The sequence below is a fragment of the Bacillus sp. X1(2014) genome (genome assembly GCF_007678255.1).
Genome location: NZ_VEED01000006.1, coordinates 267,814 through 286,696 on the forward strand (window position 1 = coordinate 267,814; position 18,883 = coordinate 286,696).

Annotated in this window: 20 protein-coding genes and 1 riboswitch; of the genes, 5 read left to right on the forward strand and 15 right to left on the reverse strand. The window is 38.6% G+C overall.

What is annotated here, in order from left to right:
• Positions 1–100: 100 nt before the first annotated feature.
• Positions 101–847, reverse strand: coding sequence for a YqjF family protein (locus FS608_RS14365; RefSeq protein WP_144551987.1), 747 nt, complete (start codon positions 845–847; stop codon positions 101–103).
• Between the two features lie 160 nt (positions 848–1,007).
• Here FS608_RS14365 and FS608_RS14370 point away from each other — a divergent pair, with 160 nt between their 5' ends.
• Entirely contained in the window at positions 1,008–2,426 is a 1,419-nt protein-coding gene (locus tag FS608_RS14370) for an FMN-binding glutamate synthase family protein (protein WP_144551990.1), read from the forward strand.
• Positions 2,427–2,469: 43 nt separating this feature from the next.
• Positions 2,470–3,885 carry an FMN-binding glutamate synthase family protein gene (locus FS608_RS14375; protein ID WP_144551993.1) on the forward strand — a complete coding sequence of 472 codons (1,416 nt, stop codon included), beginning with the start codon at positions 2,470–2,472 and terminating at the stop codon, positions 3,883–3,885.
• A 101-nt stretch (positions 3,886–3,986) separates the two neighbouring features.
• On the opposite strand, the gene FS608_RS14380 is transcribed toward FS608_RS14375, so the two are convergent.
• From FS608_RS14380 to FS608_RS14390, 3 genes are all read right to left on the reverse strand, one after another.
• Entirely contained in the window at positions 3,987–4,709 is a 723-nt protein-coding gene (locus FS608_RS14380) for an amino acid ABC transporter ATP-binding protein (protein WP_144551996.1), read from the reverse strand.
• The gene (locus FS608_RS14385) at positions 4,706–5,389 is read right to left on the reverse strand and encodes an amino acid ABC transporter permease (RefSeq protein WP_144551999.1); all 684 of its coding nucleotides are present in this window, start codon (positions 5,387–5,389) and stop codon (positions 4,706–4,708) included. Before FS608_RS14385 ends, FS608_RS14380 begins: the two co-directional genes overlap by 4 nt.
• Positions 5,390–5,462: 73 nt before the next feature.
• Positions 5,463–6,263: an ABC transporter substrate-binding protein gene (locus FS608_RS14390; RefSeq protein WP_144552002.1), complete on the reverse strand. Its 801-nt coding sequence runs from the start codon at positions 6,261–6,263 to the stop codon at positions 5,463–5,465.
• A 79-nt stretch (positions 6,264–6,342) separates the two neighbouring features.
• Positions 6,343–6,525, reverse strand: a riboswitch (Lysine riboswitch).
• Positions 6,526–6,708: 183 nt separating this feature from the next.
• Here FS608_RS14390 and FS608_RS14395 point away from each other — a divergent pair.
• Together FS608_RS14395 and FS608_RS14400 are read left to right on the forward strand one after the other, a co-directional pair.
• Complete coding sequence (locus tag FS608_RS14395) at positions 6,709–8,361, forward strand: M20/M25/M40 family metallo-hydrolase (RefSeq protein ID WP_144552005.1); 1,653 nt, start codon at positions 6,709–6,711, stop codon at positions 8,359–8,361.
• A gap of 161 nt (positions 8,362–8,522) precedes the next feature.
• Positions 8,523–9,434 carry a nuclease-related domain-containing protein gene (locus FS608_RS14400; RefSeq protein WP_144552008.1) on the forward strand — a complete coding sequence of 304 codons (912 nt, stop codon included), beginning with the start codon at positions 8,523–8,525 and terminating at the stop codon, positions 9,432–9,434.
• Here the strand turns inward: FS608_RS14400 and FS608_RS30800 are convergent.
• Positions 9,381–9,968: a hypothetical protein gene (locus tag FS608_RS30800; protein WP_222127352.1), complete on the reverse strand. Its 588-nt coding sequence runs from the start codon at positions 9,966–9,968 to the stop codon at positions 9,381–9,383. The two genes, FS608_RS14400 and FS608_RS30800, sit on opposite strands and share 54 nt — an antisense overlap.
• Positions 9,969–10,150: 182 nt before the next feature.
• On the opposite strand from FS608_RS30800, the gene FS608_RS14410 reads away from it, so the two are divergent.
• On the forward strand, positions 10,151–11,008 hold the full coding sequence (locus FS608_RS14410; RefSeq protein ID WP_144552013.1) for a dimethylarginine dimethylaminohydrolase family protein: 858 nt from the start codon (positions 10,151–10,153) through the stop codon (positions 11,006–11,008).
• A gap of 258 nt (positions 11,009–11,266) precedes the next feature.
• Here the strand turns inward: FS608_RS14410 and FS608_RS14415 are convergent, their stop codons facing one another.
• The 10 genes from FS608_RS14415 to FS608_RS14455 all read right to left on the reverse strand — a co-directional run bounded on the left by FS608_RS14415 (position 11,267) and on the right by FS608_RS14455 (position 18,879).
• The gene (locus FS608_RS14415) at positions 11,267–11,614 is read right to left on the reverse strand and encodes a MaoC/PaaZ C-terminal domain-containing protein (RefSeq protein WP_144552016.1); all 348 of its coding nucleotides are present in this window, start codon (positions 11,612–11,614) and stop codon (positions 11,267–11,269) included.
• The gene (locus FS608_RS14420) at positions 11,611–12,006 is read right to left on the reverse strand and encodes an FAS1-like dehydratase domain-containing protein (RefSeq protein ID WP_144552019.1); all 396 of its coding nucleotides are present in this window, start codon (positions 12,004–12,006) and stop codon (positions 11,611–11,613) included. Before FS608_RS14420 ends, FS608_RS14415 begins: the two co-directional genes overlap by 4 nt.
• Positions 12,003–13,097 (reverse strand): acetyl-CoA C-acyltransferase, encoded by a 1,095-nt coding sequence (locus tag FS608_RS14425; protein WP_144552167.1) that lies wholly within the window; start codon positions 13,095–13,097, stop codon positions 12,003–12,005. The genes FS608_RS14420 and FS608_RS14425 overlap by 4 nt, the downstream gene beginning before the upstream one ends.
• Positions 13,093–14,559, reverse strand: a complete 1,467-nt coding sequence (locus FS608_RS14430) for an AMP-binding protein (RefSeq protein WP_144552022.1) — start codon at positions 14,557–14,559, stop codon at positions 13,093–13,095. Before FS608_RS14430 ends, FS608_RS14425 begins: the two co-directional genes overlap by 5 nt.
• A gap of 47 nt (positions 14,560–14,606) precedes the next feature.
• Entirely contained in the window at positions 14,607–15,185 is a 579-nt protein-coding gene (locus tag FS608_RS14435; RefSeq protein WP_144552025.1) for a biotin transporter BioY, read from the reverse strand.
• A 376-nt stretch (positions 15,186–15,561) separates the two neighbouring features.
• Complete coding sequence (rlmH, locus tag FS608_RS14440; protein ID WP_144552028.1) at positions 15,562–16,041, reverse strand: 23S rRNA (pseudouridine(1915)-N(3))-methyltransferase RlmH; 480 nt, start codon at positions 16,039–16,041, stop codon at positions 15,562–15,564.
• A gap of 101 nt (positions 16,042–16,142) precedes the next feature.
• Complete coding sequence (locus tag FS608_RS14445; RefSeq protein WP_395947779.1) at positions 16,143–16,307, reverse strand: CxxH/CxxC protein; 165 nt, start codon at positions 16,305–16,307, stop codon at positions 16,143–16,145.
• A gap of 144 nt (positions 16,308–16,451) precedes the next feature.
• On the reverse strand, positions 16,452–17,696 hold the full coding sequence (locus FS608_RS14450) for a S1C family serine protease (protein ID WP_144552031.1): 1,245 nt from the start codon (positions 17,694–17,696) through the stop codon (positions 16,452–16,454).
• 157 nt (positions 17,697–17,853) lie between these two features.
• Positions 17,854–18,027: a hypothetical protein gene (locus FS608_RS30805; RefSeq protein WP_222127353.1), complete on the reverse strand. Its 174-nt coding sequence runs from the start codon at positions 18,025–18,027 to the stop codon at positions 17,854–17,856.
• Between the two features lie 57 nt (positions 18,028–18,084).
• Positions 18,085–18,879, reverse strand: coding sequence for an MBL fold metallo-hydrolase (locus tag FS608_RS14455; protein ID WP_144552034.1), 795 nt, complete (start codon positions 18,877–18,879; stop codon positions 18,085–18,087).
• Positions 18,880–18,883 lie beyond the last annotated feature (4 nt).

An 18,883-nucleotide genomic window follows, 5' to 3' on the forward strand; every position in this document is an offset into this window, starting at 1 on the left:
AAATGATATTTTACAGAAATAATTTCCATAAATATATAATCTAACTTGATCAACCAAAATATACATAAATTAATACTTTCTCCACTTTTCTTTTGTTTTACTAGATTCGTTTTTTCTTAATATTCCACACTAACGAATCAACCCCAGTGGAGAAATGAGCAATCGGATTAACTTGAGAAAGTTCAAAATGAAGTGGAGAAAAAAGGGTATTCTCGACAATCTGTATTTCTGCTTTTTGCAAGGGCCAAGGCAGATGGTGTATTTCACCGCAATAAACGTTGGCTCCATTATTTGAACTATAGAGGCAATACCGCTCAGTGAGCCAATGATCTAGGGTTCCCTCCTTTGGAAAATAAACCTCCGATACCGGAACGTAATTCCCCTTAAATGATATAGGAGTCTTAAAATTACCATTTCGACTGGTATGAAAATGAAAGGATTGTCCTTCTTTTCGAAAAGAAATTTGAGCCGGATAATAGGGTAAATGAAACCATCTTTTTGCAATCTTTAATGAGGCCCAGTTCTCAACATCAATAGATAAAAAATAAATACCGGGTTTTCCATCGTTTATAACATATGTCCTCACATTTATTTCTGGAAATTTAGGTGTAAGGGAAATAGATGATAATCCACGAGGAAAGATTCCCTCTAAAACAAATACAATGACACCTAACCATGCGGAGCCATTAAAAGTATCAATTTGTAAAGAAGAAGGAATATGCGGCCGTAGTAAATTAAGTGGAATTGGCCAATGTAAAAATAATAAATTTCTCCAAGATTGCTGCATAATCCAGTATTTTGATGGTAATGGCCAAGTTCGATGACCAATATCATTCATTATATTCATCCAATAATCCCCCTGTTTTTATATGTATATAGTTTGGAGTAATTTGATAATTTAATACGATTTTAAAAATACTATCTTGATTTATAATATTTTCCTTTTTTTGACTATAATAAGACTAATTGGTTTTATTACTAACTATGTGGAATATGGAGCAATAACTATGGAGATTATCCTTTATTATTTAACTTTTGGAATGGTAGCAATTATTTTTACCACTTTTATATTCATGCTTTTGGGATGGCGTTGGTTCATGAAACTGATGGTGAAGCATATGGGAAAAATTATTTTATCTGACAGTTATCAAGAAAATGTGATGGAGTTGATGCCGGGACTCAGGCATATGGGCATTCAAAATATGCTTGAAAATAGCCTGCGGGCAGAAACAGGCGACGTCCTTCACCGCCCGATGGGATCTTCAAAAAAATGGCCGCATTTAGATCCGATCACTTTTATCCCTGCCCAAACAACACCATTTCCAATTGATGGCGAAGAAGATGTAGATGTGCAGGTAACCATCGGTCCAAATGCAAAAAAACCAATGAAAATAAAAATCCCGTTAATGATCAGCGGAATGGCCTATGGAATCGCTCTCAGTGAGGAAGTGAGACTCTCCTTAGCTAATGCTGCTAATAATGTGGGAACCGCTATTAATTCCGGTGAAGGGGCAGTCTTACCTGAAGAAATAAATATAGGCGGAAAATATATTTTACAGTTCTCCAAAACAAACTGGGCAAAGGAAGATGATTTAATTAAGCGGGCCGATATGATTGAAATTAAGCTGGGACAGGGGGCACTATTTGGGACAGGCGGGAAAATTTCTCCCAAAAATTTAACGGGCCGGGCCCGTGAACTGATGGGTTTAGAGGAAAATGAAGATGCCGTGATTTATGATAATTTTGTTGAAGACCAAACGCTGGATGATTTGAAAGAACTTGCTGATGAGCTTCGGAGAATTACAGGCGGTGTCCCCATTGGTGCAAAAATAGGGGCTGGCGGAAAAATTGAAGAAGATATTGATCATTTAATCTACATAGGTGTTGATTATATTGCGGTTGATGGAGGACAAGCAGCAACACTAGGTGCCGCCCCTATTTTATCAGATGACGTTGGAATCCCAACTCTGCATGCGATTGTAAGGGCTGCTAATCATTTAGAAAAGAGAGGCATGAAGGGAAAAATTAGTTTAATTGCCTCTGGCGGGCTGCTAGTACCCGGCCATTTTTTAAAAGTGCTCGCCCTCGGAGCAGATGCAGTCTATGTAGGATCAGCTATGTTATTTACCGTCTCACACCCTCAATCATTAAATGCCCTTCCATTTGAACCACCCACTCAAGTTGTTTGGAATCAAGGGAAATTCAAGGATCAATTTAAGATTGAAGAGGGAGTAAAATCGGCAGAGAAATTTCTAACAGCAAGTATTGAAGAAATAAAAATGGCATTAAGAGCAATGGGAAAACGATCATTAAAGGAGTTATCGAAAAAGGATTTGGTTTCCTATGATGAATTGACCGCCAAAATGGTTGGAATTCCGTTTTCCTTTGAACCATGGGAAGAAAAACAAGGACATTTACCATCATAATAAGCCTATCCCTATCTACTGTACGAATATTGGAGAAATGACTATGCTGAACATATTATTTTATCTGACTTTTACAATGGTGACCCTATTATTTATCGTGTTGGTCTTCATGCTCATATGCTGGCGCTGGATGATGAAACTCATAGTGAAAAAGGCCGGAAAAATTATTTTATCTGACAGTTATCAAGAAAATGTGATGGAGTTGATGCCGGGACTAAGACATATGGGCATTCAGAATATGCTAGAAAATAGCCTTCGGGCAGAAACAGGGGCCGTCTTGGATCGTCCTCTTGGCGGCTCTTCTAAAAAATGGCCGAATTTGGATCCCATTACCTTTATCCCTGCACAGACCTCACCATTTCCGGTCAATGGTGAGGAGGATGTAGATATATCTGTTACCATTGGGCCAAAGGCAAAAAGACCAATGAATATAAAAATTCCTCTTTTGATTAGTGGCATGGGTTACGGAATATCACTTAGTGAACAAGCAAGGCTATCTTTAGCAAAAGCAGCTAAAAAGACTGGAACGGCGATTAATTCAGGGCAAGGTGGAATCTTACCCGAAGAATTAGACGCTGCCGGAAAGTATATTTTACAATTTTCTAAAACAGACTGGGCAAAGGAAGAACATTTATTACATCGTGCGGACATGATAGAAATTAAATTAGGCCAGGGTGCATTAGCGGGAATGGGGAAAAAAATTCCACCACAAAATTTAACAGGTCGTGCCCGCGATGTCATGGGGCTTAAGGAAAATGAGGAAGCGGTCATTTATGAAAACTTTTATGAAAATCAAACGCTAGTAGACTTAAAACTACTTGTGGAGGAGCTTCGCGTAAGATCAGGTGGTGTTCCTATAGGAGTCAAAATTGGCGCAGGTGGAAAAATCGAAGAAGATATTGATCATTTAATCTTTATGGGAATTGATTTTATAGCCATAGACGGCGGTCAAGCAGCCATGCACGGTGCACCGCCTATATTATTCGATGACTTTGGAATCCCAACATTACATGCAGTAGTTAGAGCTGTGAAACATTTAGAAAAATCAAAGATGAAGGGAAAGATTAGTTTAATTGTTTCAGGAGGACTTTTAGTACCCGGTCATTTTTTAAAAGTGCTTGCACTCGGAGCTGATGCTGTATATTTAGGCTCTGCTATGTTGTTTGCTCTCGCTCATGATCAAGTATTGAATGCCCTCCCATTTGAGCCTCCTACACAAGCTATATGGTATGATGGCAAGTTCAAGGATCAATTTAAAACCAAAGAAGGGGAAAAAACAGCCGAAAAATTCTTAACGGCTAGTGTAGAAGAAATGAAAATGGCATTAAGAGCAATTGGAAAACGATCTTTAAAAGAGTTGTCAAAAAAGGATTTAGTTTCCTATGATGAATTAACGGCTAAAATGGCTGGAATTCCGTTTTCCTTTAGACCATGGGAAGACAATCAACTTGAGAAATAGGCTCTAATTTCAAAAAATAAGCGGTGGCATGTTTAAGAATGGAAACCTTACTATGAAATAAAACCTACCTTGAATACTCCAAAGGCAGGTTTTCTTCCAGTCTATAATATTTGGTTCAAAAACCTTTTAGTACGTTCATGTTTTGGATTGACAAAGATATCATTTGGATGTCCTTCTTCAATAATATTTCCGTCTGCAAGCATAATGACTCGGTCAGCCACTTCTTTCGCAAATCCCATTTCATGTGTCACAATCACCATCGTCATCCCGTCACGTGCCAGATCCTTCATTACCTGCAGTACTTCACCAACAAGCTCAGGATCCAATGCTGAAGTCGGCTCATCAAAAAGCATCACTTTGGGTTCCATGGCTAATGCTCTCGCGATCGCTACCCGCTGCTTTTGCCCGCCGGATAATTGTTCAGGATAGTAGTTGGCTTTATCCTCTAAGCCTACCTTTTTAAGAAGGGCCATTGCTTTTGAACTTGCTGCTTCCTTTGTTTCTTTTCTTACAAAAATCGGTGCTTCAATAATATTTTCTATTACTGTTTTATGGGGGAAAAGATTGAAATGCTGAAACACCATTCCTACCTTTTCTCTTACTTTATTTAAGTTTGTTTTTGCTAGATCTATTTTTTCAGAATTGATGATAATGTCACCGCGCTCTGCCACTTCTAAAAAATTGAGGCAGCGAAGCAGAGTACTTTTACCAGAGCCACTGGCACCGATCAGAACAACTACCTCTTTCTCGTCTACACTTAAGTTAATATTTTTTAATACCTCAAGCTTACCAAAGGATTTTGAAAGATTGCTAATTTCAATCATGCCATTACGCCCTCCTTAGGTTTACTGACATCCATTTTCTTTTCAATCCGATTAGCAACCCATGTGAAAATCAGAACGATAATCAAATAATAGACTCCTACAACAAAGTACGTTTCAAAAGGCATATAGTTTTCACCTTGGACACTAAGAGCCGTGTTATATAGGTCAGTCACGGCAATATAGGCAACAAGGGAAGAATCTTTTAAGCCAATAATAAACTGATTGGCTAAAGACGGAATTGCTCTTTTGAAAGCCTGTGGGAAAATAATTCTCCTCATCGCAAGAGAATAAGGCATTCCGAGTGACCTAGCCGCTTCCATCTGTCCGCGATCAATTGATTGCACGGCTCCTCTAAAAATTTCCGCAATGTAGGCACCCGTATGAACACCTAATGCCAGAGCCCCTGCCGTGAAACTGTCCAGGTTCACGATATTGGCAAGTCCATAATAAAGGAACATGATCTGAACAATGAGAGGCGTTCCACGAATAATACCTATATAGATATCGGCTATACGATTTAGTATTTTACTAGTGGAAATCTTAAAGCCTGCGAAAATTATGCCGATCACCATCGCAAATAATAGCGAGATGGCCGTTATAGCGATTGTCATCCAAGAAGCTTTCAAAAAAGCAATTCCATGTTCACTAAAAATACTGATAATATTTTCAATAAATATCATGATGCGTACCTCCTTCGTTGAATAGTGCAAGCACCCACATTAGGTGCTTACACTAAAATTTTTCTATCCCATCTTACTTTTCCATAATGTTGGTATTAAACCATTTCATACTGATTTTTTCATACGTACCATCGTCAATCATCGATTGGATGGCCTCGTTGATTTTATCAGCAAGCTCTTTGTTTCCTTCAGCAACCGCTACACTTACACGGTCTTCATTCAATAAATCGCCAATTTCTTTAATTTTTAAGCCTTTTTCATTTTTTGCACTCACACCGACAATTTTATCAGTGATCACGGCATCTAAACGGCCAAGCGCTAAATCTTGAAGTGCATTGACGTCTGTTGGATAGCCTTTGACTTGATCAGATAATTCATCGGCCATGTCTTTCCAAGTACTAGCCTGAATGACGCCAATTTTTTTCCCTTTTAAATCCTCTTTTGATTGAATATCGGAATTGCCTTCCGCTACAAAAATCTGTGCACCAGATAGATAATATGGATTGGTGAAATCAACTTGCTTATCACGCTCAGGTGTAGCAGTCATACTTCCGATAATTGCATCATATTTGTTTGCCTTCAATCCTTGGATAATTGTTTCCCATGGATTTGTTACAGGGTTTGCTTCAAGCCCAATTCTCTTAGCAATTTCTGTTCCAATTTCAACATCAAATCCAGTCAATTTACCGTCCTTCTTAAAGTTTAACGGTGGATATTGTCCTGTCATGGAAAATGTTAACGCGCCTTCTTTTACTAACTCATGCTTAGAGCCACTTGCTTTTGATGCCTTTTCTGCTCCATCACTCTTCTCTGTTCCGCAAGCAGATAAAATCAACATCATTGCTGCTGCTAATAAAAATGCAAACTTTTTCATAAATATGCCCCCCTGTTTAATAAAAAACACCGTCAATGTGAATATGACGGTGTTCTACACACCCTCATCGATTAGCATTGGTGAAGATAGTTCTCCACAATTCCAAGGAACTGTGACAGTTCTGCCTCTATTCGAGTGCAGACCCAGCTTTCTGAAAGAAGTGATTTCAGAAGCTTCGGCGATTGATCCTTTTTCCTATTTTCATAGATTTCACTGAATCTCCAATAGGATACTAATAACAATCGCGACCTCTACCTCATCTAATGCTTAAAGATGAGGATTTATATTTAGTTCAACGAAACAATTTTTAGTATATATAAATATTCTAACATTTTCAATAATAATTTTAATGGAATTTGTATCCAAATTAAAAGACTTGACGGGCTTTATCTTCTGAGATACATTTTTTTAAAATACCAATTTACTAGAAAAGAAGGTCAGGCGTATGTTGCAATGTCGTGAGGATGTGCTGACATTCACGAAACAGCTCGTAAACATTGAAAGTGTTGTTAATACCAATGGCGAAAAAGTCATTGCTCAGTCTTTATATTCTATGATTTCTTCTATGCCCTATTTTTCACAAAACCCCAGCCACCTAGTTTTAGAACAAACGCTCAACGATGATCAAGAGCGTTATAATGTTCTTGCTTTTGTTAAAGGAACAAAAGGAAATAGCAACCGTACGGTGATTTTGATGGGGCATATTGACACGGTTGGGATTGATGATTTTAATCACTTAAAAGACCAGGCTTGCTTCCCAGAGGAACTTATGGAATCACTGAAAAGTGAACAGCTTCCAGCTGCTGCTAAAGCACATTTAAATTCGGGGGATTGGTTATTTGGCCGCGGCGTCCTTGATATGAAAAGCGGGGTTGCCAGTCACTTATATCTCTTAAACTATTATTCTCTGCATCCTGAAGAATTAGACGGAAACATTGTCCTCTTATCGGAATGTGACGAAGAGGACAGTTCACACGGTGTTCTTTCAGCTTTGAAAACATTGAAACGCTGGAAAAAAGAACATAATTTTAACTATGTAGCCGCAATTAATGCGGATTTTGTTTCACCAAGATATGAAGGCGACGAAAATCGCTATATCTACAAGGGGACCGTCGGAAAGCTGCTGCCATCGTTCTTTATTACAGGAGCGGAAACGCATGTAGGCTCAGCCTTTGAGGGACTCGATCCAAACTTTATTGCAGCCGAGCTGACCAGGCAAATCAATTACAATCCGGAGCTATGTAACGAAGCGTTTGGTGAGACGACTGTGCCGCCTGTTTCGTTAAAACAAACGGATTTGAAGCCGTCTTATACAGTTCAAACTGCCTTAGCTGCCTATGTTTACTATAATTTCTTTATTCACTCCTGGTCTCCAAAGGACGTGCTTGAAAAATTAAGGGAACAAGCTATGATTGCTTTTACAAATGCCCTGACCTCCTTTGAAGTAAGATATAAACAATACAGCAAATTGAGCGGCGAACCATATGTACAACATCCTTGGAAGCCTAGAGTGATGACGTTCGAAGAAATGGAACAATTATTGGTCGATGAGAACGGAGAGCTGTTCACAGCACATATGAGTCAATTTAAAGAAAAGCTTTTAAAAAATACGGAACTAGATACGCGCATGTTTGCGGCAAAGGTGGTAGAGGAAGCCTGGAAATGGATGAAGGATAAAAATCCAGCCATTATTCTGTTTTACTCATCCCTGTACTCTCCACGAATTGAATTGACAGGTAAAACATCAGACGAGCTTGCCTTAATTACTTCATTGGATGAAGCTGTGGAAGAACTCCAACCACACTATCAATATCCGATTGTAACACGTAACTTTTTCCCTTATATCTCTGATATGAGTTTTGTTGCTCTTAGTGATGATGAAGCCGGTATTAATGCCGAATCAAACAATAACCCTGGCTGGGGTACGAAACTCTTTGTAGACTATCAAGATATTCGCGATATCAATGTACCAGTAATCAATATCGGTCCTTATGGTTTAGATGCTCACAAGAAACTTGAAAGACTGGAAATGACCTACTCGTTTGAAATAGTACCGAATCTAACACATCTTGTGATTCAAAAATTATTTAATAATTGAACCAAAAAGCCTGTAGACTAGTCTACAGGCTTTTTAGCTGGAAGGAAAAGGGAGTCCATTATGAAGGGTTTGATGCATTCGCAACCTGGCAATATTTAACGGAAAATTCACACTCACCTGTCAAATTTTTATATAAAATAAGCTTAGAAAGGAAGTGGCCTATGATACTTAAAAGCAGAACAGAATCAGATGAATTATTGAAAATGCGATCTTTAAACATACGGATGCTGTTAACTCAAGAAGAAAAGTTTCATTATTTCAACCTGGAAAAGGGTTATGAGGGGGAGGTGAAATTCGATAGAATGGCAGAAAATCTTCTTCAAGAAGAAAGATATACCATCAATGACTTGCTGCTTAAAGTTAATAATTCCTATTTTCAGATTGATACAACGCTAGTTTCGCAAGAAGTCATTCGTCTGTTGGATGTGAAAAATTTTGAAGGAGATTTTTGCTTGGAAGGGGACAGATTTTTCCTCGTTAAAACCGGTAGAGAATATAAAAATCCAATTGGTCAATTAAATAAATGTGCATCACAATTCCGTCAGCTGCTCCAAGACCTCAAGCTTAATTACCTCGTTGAAGCCACACTTGTTTTTATTAACCCCGAATTTACTTTATACAACGCGCAAGTGGACCACCCTATTATTCTTCCCAATCAGGTGAACCGGTTTTTAAAAAGTATAAATGATACATCATCAAAATTGAATGATGATCACAAAAAATTGGCCCAACAATTAATTTCCTTACATCAAACTAAAAACCCATTTACACAGGTACCAAACTATCAATATGAACAGCTAAAAAAGAAAATTTATTGTAAATTTTGTAGTTCCTTTTTGGTTTCTTTACAGAACCATTTGTTCGTTTGCGAAAAGTGTGGAGGCCATGAAACGGTTGAAGATGCTATTCTCCGAAATGTGAAGGAGTTTCAGTTGCTATTTCCTGAAAGAAAGATAACTACTACAAACATTTATGAGTGGTGCAGCGTCGATTTAACAAAAAAGACATTTTACAGGATATTAAAGAAGAACTTTACGTCCTTTGGAAAAACAAGTGATTCCTATTATATATAATGTTTGTTCTGATGGAAGATTGGTATTTTTTCCGACATAATTACACCTTTTTAGCTTTACCCTGTCCAAAGTTTGCTCGACTTCGGATAGGGACTTTTCTTTTTTGGACCTTTCTTGTCCGAAGTTCCTACGATTTCGGACATGCTCTTGCTTTTTTGGCTCTTCCTTGTCCGAAGTTCCCTCTACTTCGGACATGCTCTTGCCTTTTTGGCTCTTCCTTGTCCGAAGTTCCCACGACTTCGGACATCCTCTTGCCTTTTTGGACTCTTCCTTGTCCGAAGTTCCCACAGCTTCGGACATACTCTTGCCTTTTTGGCTCTTCCTTGTCCGAAGTTCCCACAGCTTCGGACATACTCTTACCGTTTTGGCTCTTCCTTGTCCGAAGTTCTCACGACTTCGGACATACTCTTGCCTTTTTGGACTCTTCCTTGTCCGAAGTTCCCACAACTTCGGACATGCTCTTGCCTTTTTAGCTTTGCCTTTTTCGAAAGTTGAACCATATTTTAAATTGCCTCTATTTATGGTACGGTTCACCGCACCATTAAACTGGCGGTTTTTTTGCTATTATTCTCTTTCCCATCAGTTAAATTATTGAACAAAAAAATCCTTTCATCAAAGATTCTATTGTGAAAGAGATTTTCCTACTGTTCGTTTGTAAATAATAACGAACGTTTAGGAAAACCTAGATTAAAGAGAGAATACAGGAGGGCGAAAAAATGACAGAAAGCCCAATAACAAACAACAAGACTTTTTGCATGAGTGAATACGATGTATTAAGACGAGTAATCCTTTGTCAGCCTCAATATATGACAATCCGCGAAGTAATTAATGAAACGCAAGAGCATTTTAAAAATGAAGGTATCCATATTGAACGTGCGCTCGAACAGCACGGTGAATTTGTCAAAACACTAAAGAAACATGGTATCGAAGTTATTTTATTGCCTTACCATAAAAAATATCCTGAACAAGTATTTACTCGGGATATTGGTTTTACACTAGGGCAAACAATCTTTGTTGCCAATATGGCAACAGATGTTCGTGCAGGGGAGGAAAACGTTTTAAAACAATGGCTGGAGGATGAAGAAATCTCTTATTATAATTTATACGAGGAACGAATTGAAGGCGGAGATGTTGTGATTGATCGAGAAACAATTTACGTGGGGCTCAGCAATCGGACAGACCAAAAAGCAGCTGAACATTTACAGAGTCTGTTGACTCAATTCAATGTCATTACCATCCCATTTAAAGATAAATACCTGCATTTAGATTGTATATTTAATGTCGTTTCACCTGAAGTGGCCCTTATTTACCCAAATGCCTTAACGAAAAAAAACATCGAGTTTTTTGCTTCACGCTATGAATTAATTGAAGTTTCGCATGAAGAACAATTTCAATTGGGCACAAATGTATTAAGTATAGGCAACAAACGAGTATTTAGTCTGCCGGTCAATAGGAAGGTAAACAAACAGCTTCGTAACCGGGGATTTGAAGTTATTGAGGTGGATATCACAGAAATCATTAAATCTGGCGGTTCCTTCCGTTGTTGCACCCTTCCTATTTTACGAGAAACGTAAAATAAAAATATAAAAATGACCATATAAACAACCCCCAAACTCCTAAAGAGCGTGGTTGTTTATATAGTCATAAGATACATTATTTAGCTATATAAAAACTGCCTCTATTTATGGTAAGGTTCACCATAACGCATCAAAATGAGATTCATCTTATTAAGAACAAGGCTATGTAACTTTTATTTTTCCATTACGAAACAAATCGTGCGATGCTATATGTTCGCACGACTTGTCATTTGTTTTTTATGATCACCGAGGATTTCATCTGGTTACTATCAACCATCCTTTTATGACTACTTTTCCCCCGCATTTTCCTTCTACTCTGATTTTATGCTCCATTTGTTTGATCGTCAGAGTTATTTGATCTCCCAAATAAACGGGTGAGGTAAATGTAAATTCATGCTGACACACCCACTCTTGAGGAGTGAGAATTTCGTTCGAAACCATCCATAACACTTTAGCCGCTGTTAACATTCCCTGGACAATTTTATTAGAAAATCCTTGTTGTTTCGCCGCTTCTATATCTAAATGAATGGGATTGTTATCACCTAAAACTACCGCATATCGTTCAACCTCTTCTTCGGTAATTTTATAGGCAAGCTTTTTCATGTCAAACCTCCCAAAATCAAATCCGATACTCCCTCAAAACAAAGTTGTCCATCATTACGATATAAATAGAGAGTTTGTTTAATAAAAGTAAGCTTTTGACGTTGAAATGGATTTGTGACTTCAACAATCGCTCTATAGATCTCATCCATATACATTCTTTGATGTTGGATACATTTCTGTTTTCGATGAATAATAGGCTGTTGAAGCTCCAAAGGGGTTTCAAGCCATTTATAAGCCATCATTGGCATGGTTGGAGGAAGAAGAATCGTTTCGGAACCATCGTCTTTTGCCCCCTCAGGATTCTGATAGATAGAATTTTGCTCACCAATCAATTGGACAAATTGCTGTACATCTTCTTTGGTAAAAATAATTTCATACTCCTTCGTTTTCATATGGCCACCTCGAATAGGACTGCTGATCCTATTCCTCCACCGCTGCCTATTGCCGCTAGTACATATTTGACATTCTCTCGTCTTTGGACTTCGTAGAAAAGCCTCGTTATCAAGATACTTCCCGAAGCTCCATAAGGATGTCCTAACGTTAAAGCTCCTCCGCGAACATTTATTTTGTCACAAGGAATAGACAGTTCTTTCATAGAAGCGACTATCTTCGAAGAGAAGGCTTCGTTTATTTCAATTAAATTAATATCCGCAATGGTTAACCGGTTTCTTTTTAATAAGGCTTGAATAGCCGGAATAGGGGCTGCCCCGGGATAATTGGGATGGACACCTGAGATTTCACTATCCAAAAATCGCAGGATAGGCTGGAAACCATTATTTAATGCTATACTTTCTTCCATGACAAGAACGGCTGAAGCTCCGTCATGAATACCGCAACTGTTCGCTGCTGTAACCGTACCGTTCCTTTTAAATATGGGCTTCGCCCTTTTTAATAGTACTTCCAGCTTTCTTTTCCTAAATAGTTCTTCATCCTGATGGTAATCCCCAATCGGAATGATCTCCTGAGTAAAATACCCTTTTTCATTCGCCTCCCAGCTACGCTTGTAACTTAATAGTGCATATTCATCCTGCATTTCTTTTGAAATAGCATATTTTTCTGCCACATATTCAGCGGCAACTCCCATATCGGGGTCGCCAATTTTTTCAGGAGAAAATCTCGCTCTTGATGGAAACGGAGAGGTGCTCGTGCTTTCTACACCACCAGCAATGTAACAACGGCCAGCTCCACCTTGGATATAGTAACATGCCATTCGAATCGCTTCTAACCCTGCACTGCATTGACGGTCAATGGTAAGTCCCGTTACAGAGAGAGGTAATCCTGCTTCTAATGCAGCAAACCGGGCTACGTTTCCACCGGGCCCAACAACATTCCCCAAAATAATGTCATCAATCTTTTCTTCTAATCCATTCGCTAAATGCTGGAGAAGAGGAACTGCAAGCTCATGTGGCTGAATATCCCGTAAAATTCCACTCATTTTTCCAATTGGTGTACGTTTCGCATGGACAATTACTGCTCTTTTAATCACTGGTCACCTTGCTTTCCATTTGTTTTATTAGCTCAGCACGAGCAATCTTTCCGCTTGTTGTATATGGGATTTCAGATAGAAAAAACCATTTGCGAGGAATTTTATAAGAAGACAAATACTTCTTACAAAGTCTTTTTAACTCTAATGGGCTGCCCTTTCCTTTCACTGCCGCAGCCACAACCTGACCCCAATATGAATCTGGCAGACCAATTACAGCAACTTCCTCGACATCCGGATGTAAGGAAATCACTTTCTCTATTTCTTCAGGAAAAATATTGATTCCTCCATATAAAATCATAGTTTGCTCACGGCCTGAAATATATAAATAACCATCTTCGTCAAAATAGCCCATATCATGGACCGTAGCCCATCCCTCTTCATCCTGAATCGAATGAACGGTCCTTCCATCATGATCCATGTATCCATTTATTATCAGTCCACTTCTTACATAGATCTTTCCAACCTCATTGGGCTTTGCTAAGACATGATCTGGCAGCCGTATTTGCACCTCTACGCCGTAACAAGGCTTCCCTACGGTTGCTGCCTTTTGCATACCATCTCGATCAGAAAGTACGGTAATGAAGCTCAATTCGCTGGCTCCATAAAACTCATACATGGTTATATTTGGAAAAATATGATAGATTTCCAATTTCGATCTTTCAGACCACTTTGCACCCGATGAAAGGAGTTTTATAGACTTATTGATTTGAATTCCTTGTTTAAGAAATGCTTCTACCATTACTGGAACGACATACATCGTTGTAATGGGATAAGATTGTATCCATGAATGCCCTTCAATAGGGGAAAATTTGTCTAATAGATAAACGGTTCCCCCTAAATACAAAGTGCTAATAGCTCCATAAAGAAAGTGAGAATGTATTAAGGCTCCAGGAATTAAAACATGATCCGATTCATTTATTTCGAAATCAAAACGGTTACAATCAAAACTTGCCATCCATGAATCCTGGGAACGAACAAATGCTTTTGGATTTCCGGTTGTGCCAGAAGTGAAGCCCATATAAAAAGGCAAATTTTCTTGAGTATACCTAATGATGGTCGCTTCAAACCGGGAGATTTCCCGTAAACTGTCATCCAAACTCATTACATTTGGAATCATATATTTAATCTGATAGTAAATTTCTCTTGTTGTGACAATGATCGAAGGATTGAAAAGTTTTATTCTCTTTTCTAATTCAGTTGTTTTCCATTTCAAATCATAGGGAACCGCAATCCAACCAGCCTTGGATGCACCTGCAAAGAGTTGCAGGAAAGGGAGCCCATTAGGCAGAAGGATTCCTATTGTTTTATTTTCTGAATGTAGTGAGTAAAGCCAATTTGCCGTTTGATTGACCAATTCACTCCATTTTTGATAATTGATTTGTTGATGATTAGTATGGATGGCTATTTTGTTGGGGGAAATTTTAGCGGAAGTTTCATACGATTCAGTTATATTGCCCATCATTATCACCTCTATAAAAAAAGACACATCAAGGTGTCTCTTTAGATTTAAATATTTTTAGTTACATGATTAGAGTAGCTCGTTGCTAGTGATCTTGAAAAAACGGGGTGCTTTCTTAGTCTGTATACTAAAATCGAAGCTAGTACAGCTTTTAACACATCCCCAGGAAGGTAAACTAAACTTAATTTTACAGCATTTAATCCTGAAATGTGCATGATCAATGCTTGAACAGGGATACCAATTAAATAGATAAGCAGGATTCCAACTGTCAGATTAATAAATAAAACATGGTGTAGTTTTAAATTTGCTATACGTGATAAAAGATATCCAATAACGAATGCTGTAATTGGCCAAGAAATTAAATAACCAACACTCGGTCCAACAAATACACTTAAACCGCCTCGACCTCCCGATAAAAGTGGTACTCCAACAGCAACTAGCAGTAAAAAGACAGTTTGGCTCATTGCTCCTAATCTTGCCCCTAATACTCCCCCGGCAAGAAGAACACCTAGTGTTTGCAATGTAATAGGTACGGGTGTAAACGAAAGAGTAATAGGCGGAACGATACCTAGAGCACCCATGACAGCAGCAAACACTGCTACAAAGGTAATTTCTTTAAGTTTCATTTCTACATTCTCCTCAAAGTAAATATGTAATTAATTCAATTTTGATTATATTCAATTTCAAAACAAATTGTCAACCTGACATTAATTATAGTTAACAATTTGTTTTAAAAAATAAATTAAGTTGCGCTCATTTTATCAAAGAATACAAAAAGAGCTTGGCAGACCAAACCCTTTTGTTTATATAAGCAAATCATTCCAAATGAATAGTAAAGGAAGGATAACCATATGTACTCTACACAAGTAATATATTCAGTCATAGACTAATAGAAAATTACCTGTTGAAAAGCCCGGATCACAAATTGTTTGTGGCCGGGCTTTTTCATTTTATCTTATCAAAAAATGAAAGGACAAAAAATTTAGATTTAAAAAACCTCATTTACTTATGGTAAGGTTCACCCCGATTAATCCGAAACGCTCGATAAATCTGCTCAACGAGTATGAGCCTCATCAGTTGGTGGGGGAAGGTCATCCGTGAAAAGGAAAGCTGTTCATTCGACCGTTTGATTACTTCCTCACTCAACCCCAGCGATCCGCCAATCACGAAAGCGATTTTACTTTTTCCATAGGTTGCAAGCTTATCTAGTGAATCCGCTAGTTCTTCCGATGATCCTAATTTTCCTTGAATCGCTAGTGCAATGACATATGTATCTTGGCTAATCTTTGCTAAAATTCGTTCGCCTTCTTTTTGCTTTACTTGCACCATTTCCAGCTCACTTAATACTTCTGGTGCTTTTTCATCAGGAACTTCAATCACGTCGACCTTTGCATAAGCCGTCAGCCGTTTTAAATATTCCTCAATACCCTGCTTTAAATATTTCTCTTTTAATTTGCCAACCGTAATAATGGAGATATTCACAATCCACAGCCCTTTTCAACTTGATTACAAACAGTTTACAAACAAGATATCCACAGAAGTTATCCACATATTCACAATTTTTATCCACATCTTGTATGGAATCACTTGTTCGCCACAACATATGTAGCTTGATTTTGACAATATTCACAGTGTGTTGATAAGTTATCCCCATCTATTTTCGATAAAACTGGAAATGTCTCAAATTGATCCACAATATCATCTAAGGCAATATCCACATGTTCCTCACAGCTATAAATCATTTTCATCCGTCAACCTTTCTTACGCTTATTATTTAATATTATTGTTTGCACGATAATCAACTGTCATACAAGATCCCTCAATAACTTATACATAATACCACAAAAAAAACAGGGAGGTGACTTGTTCACCTTCCTGTTTTTTATCGAACATTATTGGGTTGTATCTCCTGATAAGGTTAAAGTCGTTTGCTTCACCTTCCCATCGCGGTAAAATTTAATCTTTAACTGTTCACCAATTTTCTTTTTCTGGTACAAATGTTTCCGAAGATCAATGACGTCATTAATCTTTTCCCCATCCATCTCGACAATAACATCTAATTCTTGTAAACCAGCTTGCGCCGCTGGAGAATTCGGTACAACTTGTCTTAAGGCAACCCCATAATTGATATCTCGAGGTAATTTCAACGCTTCTTCTTGGTAGTAGGCAGGAATTTCAGCGACTGATTTTAAATCGACGCCCATGTAAGGACGCTTAACAGATCCAAACCTTTCAAGGTCATCAATGATCGGCCGTGCTGAGTTAATAGGAATCGATAAACCAATTCCTTCTACAGCATTTTGGGCAATCTTCATGGAGTTAATTCCAACAAGCTGTCCTGCAATATTAATCAATGCCCCGCCGCTGTTACCAGGATTGATTGCGGCATCTGTTTGCAGTACTTCTGCATTCCAGTCAATGACCCCATCTTGATTAATATCAACAGGAATCGTCCGCTTCAGCCCAGAGATGATTCCTTGTGTGACGGACCCTGAGAAGGTCGCACCAAGCGGATTTCCGATCGCGATGACCGGTTCTCCCATTTTTAAACTATCCGAATCACCAAACTCAGCCACCTTTTTAATCTTGGCTGCATCAACCTCAAGCACCGCTAAATCCGTCCAAACATCACTGCCGAGCAGTTTAGCTGGAATCTTTGTCCCATCGCTAAAGCTTACTTCTAGCTTAGTTGCTCCTTCAACCACATGGTGATTCGTGACAACGTAAGCCTTTCCTCCTGCTTTTTTATAGACCACACCTGATCCTGTTCCGGCTGCTTCTTCCTCTGAGGCCGCTTCATCATCTGTCCAAAAGTTTGATGACTGGATGTTATTAATTCCGACAACGGCATCAGCAGCCTTATCAACTGCTTTCGTTGTGTTTGTGTTCACATCATAGGAAATCTGTTTTTGAGTGAAATTTTGATTCTGATTATTATTATTAGTTGATTCTACGGCATTGTTTTGATTTGTTTCAATTTGATAGGGAAGAATCCCGCGATTTGATAGGGCAGGAATAGAAATAATAACAAGAATGGCTCCAAGGATCGCCCCAACAACACTGGCAAGGAAGACTCCGCCTCTATTTCCTTTCTGTTCCCTGAAGCGGTTTTGTGATTGATCATCATAGTAACCCACTTTACACCATTCCTCACTTTCCGAAAGATTGCTACCGTTTATTTTGGCTTATAATTACAATTATACTCGCTCTTCTTTAAATTACTAATTAATAACTATGTATTAATAAAAACTTACGACTTTGTTCATAGATTTTTAATAAATAGGCTGTGTTAAACTAGTCTGTTGATTTCCGTTCCAGGCACTTCGCTTTCCGCGGGCGTGCCGGGGAGCCTCCTCGTCGCTTTGCTCCTGCGGGGTCTCCCCTGCCCCGTATTCCCGCAGGAGTCTTCGTTCCTTCCACTCCAATCAACAGAGTGCCAAAGTCAACATTAACCTTTAACACAGTCAATAAATAATAAAAAAGAACGAGGTACCTGTAATAAGGCACCTCGTTTTTTTAACTAGACTACACAGCTGTTAATGCTGTTGGTATTTTCGGGTCTGTATCGTAGAGTCCGAATTGTTCGCCGACAATTAGACCTCGCTCTTGAAGGGTTTGGGAAACTGCCATTTTAGCTAAGTCCTTCATGTTATTATCCGCGCTTAAATGGGCAAGATAAATTCGCTTGGTTTGATCGCCAATGACATCACTCATTGCTAAAGCTGCATCCTCATTGGAAACATGGCCGACATCACTTAAAATCCTGCGTTTAATATTCCAAGGGTATCTGCCCATCCGCAGCATCTGCACATCATGATTGGATTCAAAAATATACACATCGGCATTCGAGATGGTTCCTTTCATTCGGTCACTAACATAACCCGTATCCGTGATAAGGACGAGTTTTTTCCCTGAATGGTGGAATACGTAAAACATTGGTTCCGCCGCATCATGGGATACTCCGAATGACTCAATATCAACAGAACCAAAACTCTTTACGGTTTCCATATTAAAAACAAATTTTTGTTCCGTTGGAATGGCACCGACTGAACTTTCCATTGCCCGCCATGTTTTTTCGTTCGCATATACAGGCAAATGGTATTTACGAGCAAGGATACCAATTCCTTTAATATGGTCACTGTGTTCATGCGTCACAAATATTCCGGAAAGCTTGCTAATATCACGATCAATTTGTCCAAAAAGTGCCTCCATTTGCTTGCCGCTAAACCCCGCATCCACAAGAAACGAATGCTCATCAGACTCTACATATAGAGCGTTTCCTGTACTCCCGCTTGCAAGAATGCTATAACTTAAAGACATACGA

Bases quoted from the DNA above. Each gene is read 5' to 3' on its own strand.
- FS608_RS14365 (WP_144551987.1), bottom strand. From the start codon at position 847: ATGAATATAATGAATGATATTGGTCATCGAACTTGGCCATTACCATCA.
- FS608_RS14370 (WP_144551990.1), top strand. From the start codon at position 1,008: ATGGAGATTATCCTTTATTATTTAACTTTTGGAATGGTAGCAATTATT.
- FS608_RS14375 (WP_144551993.1), top strand. From the start codon at position 2,470: ATGCTGAACATATTATTTTATCTGACTTTTACAATGGTGACCCTATTA.
- FS608_RS14380 (WP_144551996.1), bottom strand. From the start codon at position 4,709: ATGATTGAAATTAGCAATCTTTCAAAATCCTTTGGTAAGCTTGAGGTA.
- FS608_RS14385 (WP_144551999.1), bottom strand. From the start codon at position 5,389: ATGATATTTATTGAAAATATTATCAGTATTTTTAGTGAACATGGAATT.
- FS608_RS14390 (WP_144552002.1), bottom strand. From the start codon at position 6,263: ATGAAAAAGTTTGCATTTTTATTAGCAGCAGCAATGATGTTGATTTTA.
- FS608_RS14395 (WP_144552005.1), top strand. From the start codon at position 6,709: ATGTTGCAATGTCGTGAGGATGTGCTGACATTCACGAAACAGCTCGTA.
- FS608_RS14400 (WP_144552008.1), top strand. From the start codon at position 8,523: ATGATACTTAAAAGCAGAACAGAATCAGATGAATTATTGAAAATGCGA.
- FS608_RS14410 (WP_144552013.1), top strand. From the start codon at position 10,151: ATGACAGAAAGCCCAATAACAAACAACAAGACTTTTTGCATGAGTGAA.
- FS608_RS14415 (WP_144552016.1), bottom strand. From the start codon at position 11,614: ATGAAAAAGCTTGCCTATAAAATTACCGAAGAAGAGGTTGAACGATAT.
- FS608_RS14420 (WP_144552019.1), bottom strand. From the start codon at position 12,006: ATGAAAACGAAGGAGTATGAAATTATTTTTACCAAAGAAGATGTACAG.
- FS608_RS14430 (WP_144552022.1), bottom strand. From the start codon at position 14,559: ATGGGCAATATAACTGAATCGTATGAAACTTCCGCTAAAATTTCCCCC.
- FS608_RS14435 (WP_144552025.1), bottom strand. From the start codon at position 15,185: ATGAAACTTAAAGAAATTACCTTTGTAGCAGTGTTTGCTGCTGTCATG.
- FS608_RS14445 (WP_395947779.1), bottom strand. From the start codon at position 16,307: ATGAAAATGATTTATAGCTGTGAGGAACATGTGGATATTGCCTTAGAT.
- FS608_RS14455 (WP_144552034.1), bottom strand. From the start codon at position 18,879: ATGTCTTTAAGTTATAGCATTCTTGCAAGCGGGAGTACAGGAAACGCT.